The following is a 5388-nucleotide window of genomic DNA, read 5'->3' as shown; positions in this document are numbered from 1 at the left end:
CTAGCAGCGGTTACGAAGGTGTCAAGCGCGGGTTGCGCTGCACTTCAATATTACGTTCTGTGGTCAACAACTTAACTCACTACAACCTCAAGGGTTATAGGATCAAGCCACACGGGCAATTAGTACTGGTTAGCTACATGCATTACTGCACTTCCACACCCAGCCTATCAACGTCCTGGTCTCGGACGACCCTACAGGGGGGTCAAGCCCCCGGGATACCTAATCTTCAGACGAGTTTCCCGCTTAGATGCCTTCAGCGGTTATCTCTTCCGTACGTAGCTACTCGGCAATGCCATTGGCATGACAACCGATACACCAGTGGTACGTCCACTCCGGTCCTCTCGTACTAGGAGCAGGCTCCGTCAAGTATCCAACGCCCACGGCAGATAGGGACCAAACTGTCTCACGACGTTTTAAACCCAGCTCACGTACCTCTTTAAATGGCGAACAGCCATACCCTTGGGACCGGCTACAGCCCCAGGATGAGATGAGCCGACATCGAGGTGCCAAACACCGCCGTCGATATGAACTCTTGGGCGGTATCAGCCTGTTATCCCCAGAGTACCTTTTATCCGTTGAGCGATGGCCCTTCCATACAGAACCACCGGATCACTATGTCCTACTTTCGTACCTGTTCGACTTGTCAGTCTCACAGTCAAGCACGCTTATGCCATTGCACTATCAAGACGATTTCCGACCGTCTCTAGCGTACCTTCGAACTCCTCCGTTACACTTTAGGAGGAGACCGCCCCAGTCAAACTGCCCACCATGCACGGTCCCCGATCCCGATAAGGGACCTAGGTTAGAACCGCAAACAGACCAGGGTGGTATTTCAAGGATGACTCCACGCGATCTGGCGACCACGCTTCAACGTCTCCCACCTATCCTACACAGGCCGGTTCACAATCCAATGCAAAGCTACAGTAAAGGTTCATGGGGTCTTTCCGTCTAGCCGCGGGGAGATTGCATCATCACAACCATGTCAACTTCGCTGAGTCTCAGGAGGAGACAGTGTGGCCATCGTTACGCCATTCGTGCAGGTCGGAACTTACCCGACAAGGAATTTCGCTACCTTAGGACCGTTATAGTTACGGCCGCCGTTTACCGGGGCTTCGATCAAGAGCTTGCACCCCATCACTTAACCTTCCGGCACCGGGCAGGCGTCACACCCTATACGTCCACTTTCGTGTTTGCAGAGTGCTGTGTTTTTAGTAAACAGTCGCAGCCACCGATTCACTGCGGCCTCTTCATGCTTTGTGCGCAGGCACATCACACTAATGAGGCATACCTTCTCCCGAAGTTACGGTATTAATTTGCCGAGTTCCTTCTCCTGAGTTCTCTCAAGCGCCTTGGAATATTCATCCCGTCCACCTGTGTCGGTTTGCGGTACGGTCTCGTAGAGCTGAAGCTTAGAGGCTTTTCTTGGAACTGCTTCCAGTTAGTTTAGAGCCGAAGCTCTATCCAGTCACACCCTTGAATTACGCACCCGGATTTGCCTAAGTGCCTTCTATGATGCGCCAACGGGGACATCCAACACCCCGATAACATTCTGCAATCCGTCCCCCCATCGCACTCTACGACGGTGCGGGAATATTAACCCGCTTCCCATCAGCTACGCATCTCTGCCTCGCCTTAGGGGCCGACTCACCCTGCGCCGATGAACGTTGCGCAGGAAACCTTGGACTTACGGCGAGGGGGCTTTTCACCCCCTTTATCGCTACTCATGTCAGCATTCTCACTTCCGATACCTCCAGCATTCCTCACGGAACACCTTCACAGGCTTACGGAACGCTCTCCTACCATGTGTACTAAAGTACACATCCGCAGCTTCGGTCTATGGCTTAGCCCCGTTACATCTTCCGCGCAGGACGACTCGATCAGTGAGCTATTACGCTTTCTTTAAAGGATGGCTGCTTCTAAGCCAACCTCCTGACTGTCTATGCCTTCCCACTTCGTTTCCCACTTAGCCATAGTTAGGGACCTTAGCTGGCGGTCTGGGTTGTTTCCCTCTTGAGTCCGGACGTTAGCACCCGGTGCTCTGTCTCCCGTACTGTACTTGCCGGTATTCGGAGTTTGCCATGGGTTGGTAAGTCGCTGTGACCCCCTAGCCATAACAGTGCTCTACCCCCGGCAGTAATATACGAGGCACTACCTAAATAGTTTTCGGAGAGAACCAGCTATCTCCAGGCTTGTTTAGCCTTTCACTCCGATCCACAGCTCATCCCCTAATTTTTCAACATTAGTGGGTTCGGTCCTCCAGCACGTGTTACCGTGCCTTCAACCTGGCCATGGATAGATCGCCTGGTTTCGGGTCTACACCCAGCGACTGAATCGCCCTATTCGGACTCGCTTTCGCTACGCCTCCCCTATTCGGTTAAGCTTGCCACTGAATGTAAGTCGCTGACCCATTATACAAAAGGTACGCAGTCACACCACGAAGGTGCTCCTACTGTTTGTATGCATACGATTTCAGGATCTATTTCACTCCCCTTCCGGGGTTCTTTTCGCCTTTCCCTCACGGTACTGGTTCACTATCGGTCGATCACGAGTATTTAGCCTTGGAGGATGGTCCCCCCATATTCAGACAGGATTTCACGTGTCCCGCCCTACTTGTTCGATGCTTAGTTCCACGTACTGAATTTCGCCTACAGGGCTATCACCTGCTACGGCTGGACTTTCCATTCCATTCGACTATTCACTACGCTAAAACATCCAGGCTGGTCCGGTTTCGCTCGCCACTACTTCCGGAATCTCGGTTGATTTCTTTTCCTCGAGTTACTGAGATGGTTCAGTTCACTCGGTTCGCCTCCACATGCCTATGTATTCAGCATGGGATACCGTATTACTACGGTGGGTTTCCCCATTCGGACATCTACGGATCAAAGCTTGTTTGCCAGCTCCCCGTAGCTTTTCGCAGGCTACCGCGTCCTTCATCGCCTGTGATCGCCAAGGCATCCATCATATGCACTTATTCGCTTGATCCTATAACGCTTGATGCTGTTATAGGAATATGAGTATACGTTGTTGCCGTTCATCAATCCTTAGCTGTTATCCAATCCGAAGACTGAACAACGTCTATATTTTTGAGAACTTTCGTTGAACATAATTTGTTCTGTTGCAATCACAACCCGTGTATTGTCATTACAAGGCGACTAATCGTCTTGCGTTTATTAGACAACACACCTTCGTTGTGCTTCTTCCTAATTGTTAAAGAGCAATTCGTGGGTTGCATAACCCAACGAGCAGTATTCTTGAAAAAGAACACTCTTCGTTGAATCTAGCGCCAGGTCAACCGCTGCTGTCCTGTGCCCTATACTCTGTCATGAACCTTGCTGTATCGACAACCAACCACAAAAGCGGTGGTGGAGGATGACGGGATCGAACCGACGACCCCCTGCTTGCAAAGCAGGTGCTCTCCCAGCTGAGCTAATCCCCCGAGGTAATCGTTGGTGGGTCAAGTTGGAATCGAACCAACGACCCCCGCCTTATCAAGACGGTGCTCTAACCGACTGAGCTACTGACCCATCTATCACCAGTGGGCGATACCTTCAATGGTCATGACATTAACTAACAGCCAATAAGTGTGGACGCTTTCGCTTTGCGAGCCATTCGCTCTAAAAGGAGGTGATCCAGCCGCACCTTCCGATACGGCTACCTTGTTACGACTTCACCCCAGTCATGAATCCCACCGTGGTAAGCGCCCTCCTTGCGGTTAGGCTACCTACTTCTGGTGAAACCCACTCCCATGGTGTGACGGGCGGTGTGTACAAGACCCGGGAACGTATTCACCGCGACATTCTGATCCGCGATTACTAGCGATTCCGACTTCACGCAGTCGAGTTGCAGACTGCGATCCGGACTACGATCGGGTTTCTGAGATTGGCTCCCCCTCGCGGGTTGGCGACCCTCTGTCCCGACCATTGTATGACGTGTGAAGCCCTACCCATAAGGGCCATGAGGACTTGACGTCATCCCCACCTTCCTCCGGTTTGTCACCGGCAGTCTCATTAGAGTGCTCTTGCGTAGCAACTAATGACAAGGGTTGCGCTCGTTGCGGGACTTAACCCAACATCTCACGACACGAGCTGACGACAGCCATGCAGCACCTGTGTTCCGGTTCTCTTGCGAGCACGGCCAAATCTCTTCGGCTTTCCAGACATGTCAAGGGTAGGTAAGGTTTTTCGCGTTGCATCGAATTAATCCACATCATCCACCGCTTGTGCGGGTCCCCGTCAATTCCTTTGAGTTTTAATCTTGCGACCGTACTCCCCAGGCGGTCAACTTCACGCGTTAGCTGCGCTACTAAGGCCTAACGGCCCCAACAGCTAGTTGACATCGTTTAGGGCGTGGACTACCAGGGTATCTAATCCTGTTTGCTCCCCACGCTTTCGTGTCTGAGCGTCAGTATTATCCCAGGGGGCTGCCTTCGCCATCGGTATTCCTCCACATATCTACGCATTTCACTGCTACACGTGGAATTCTACCCCCCTCTGACATACTCTAGCTCGGCAGTTAAAAATGCAGTTCCAAGGTTGAGCCCTGGGATTTCACATCTTTCTTTCCGAACCGCCTACACACGCTTTACGCCCAGTAATTCCGATTAACGCTTGCACCCTACGTATTACCGCGGCTGCTGGCACGTAGTTAGCCGGTGCTTATTCTGCAGATACCGTCAGCAGTATCCCGTATTAGGGGATACCTTTTCTTCTCTGCCAAAAGTACTTTACAACCCGAAGGCCTTCATCATACACGCGGGATGGCTGGATCAGGGTTTCCCCCATTGTCCAAAATTCCCCACTGCTGCCTCCCGTAGGAGTCTGGGCCGTGTCTCAGTCCCAGTGTGGCTGGTCGTCCTCTCAAACCAGCTACGGATCGTTGCCTTGGTGAGCCTTTACCCCACCAACTAGCTAATCCGATATCGGCCGCTCCAATAGTGAGAGGTCTTGCGATCCCCCCCTTTCCCCCGTAGGGCGTATGCGGTATTAGCCACTCTTTCGAGTAGTTATCCCCCGCTACTGGGCACGTTCCGATATATTACTCACCCGTCCGCCACTCGCCGCCAAGAGAGCAAGCTCTCTCGCGCTGCCGTTCGACTTGCATGTGTAAAGCATCCCGCTAGCGTTCAATCTGAGCCAGGATCAAACTCTTCAGTTTAATCTCTGTGGTTGTCCCGTCTTGCGACGAGACCGATTGTGTCTCAAAGAAAAATTCAGAGTTACACAAGGTAATTCTTCATCTTTCGTTTGTGAGCACTTGATACAAACTTGTGGCGATCCCCGAAGGGTTCGACTCGCTCATTCCAAGCGCCCACACTTATCGGCTGTTAATTGTTAAAGAGCAGTGACAGTTGCCTGTCGTTCTACTGACTAACCCGGCTGGCTCGTCGCG

2 tRNA genes and 2 rRNA genes are annotated in these 5388 nt (G+C 52.1%); all 4 read right to left on the bottom strand.

The features are described from left to right. Positions 1 to 98: 98 nt before the first annotated feature. Positions 99 to 2982 (bottom strand): 23S ribosomal RNA (locus tag ACU6HM_RS18740). A gap of 378 nt (positions 2983 to 3360) precedes the next feature. Continuing rightward, positions 3361 to 3436, bottom strand: a tRNA-Ala gene (locus ACU6HM_RS18735). An 11-nt stretch (positions 3437 to 3447) separates the two neighbouring features. After that, a tRNA-Ile gene (locus tag ACU6HM_RS18730) sits at positions 3448 to 3524 on the bottom strand. A 93-nt stretch (positions 3525 to 3617) separates the two neighbouring features. Continuing rightward, positions 3618 to 5154: ribosomal RNA gene (locus ACU6HM_RS18725) — 16S ribosomal RNA — on the bottom strand. Together the 16S and 23S rRNA genes with 2 tRNA genes alongside form the textbook arrangement of a ribosomal RNA operon. Positions 5155 to 5388 lie beyond the last annotated feature (234 nt).

Source organism: Alcaligenes sp. RM2, from assembly GCF_052931795.1.
The sequence above is the reverse complement of the archived record's forward strand: the minus strand, read 5'-3'. Positions and strand labels throughout refer to the sequence as shown.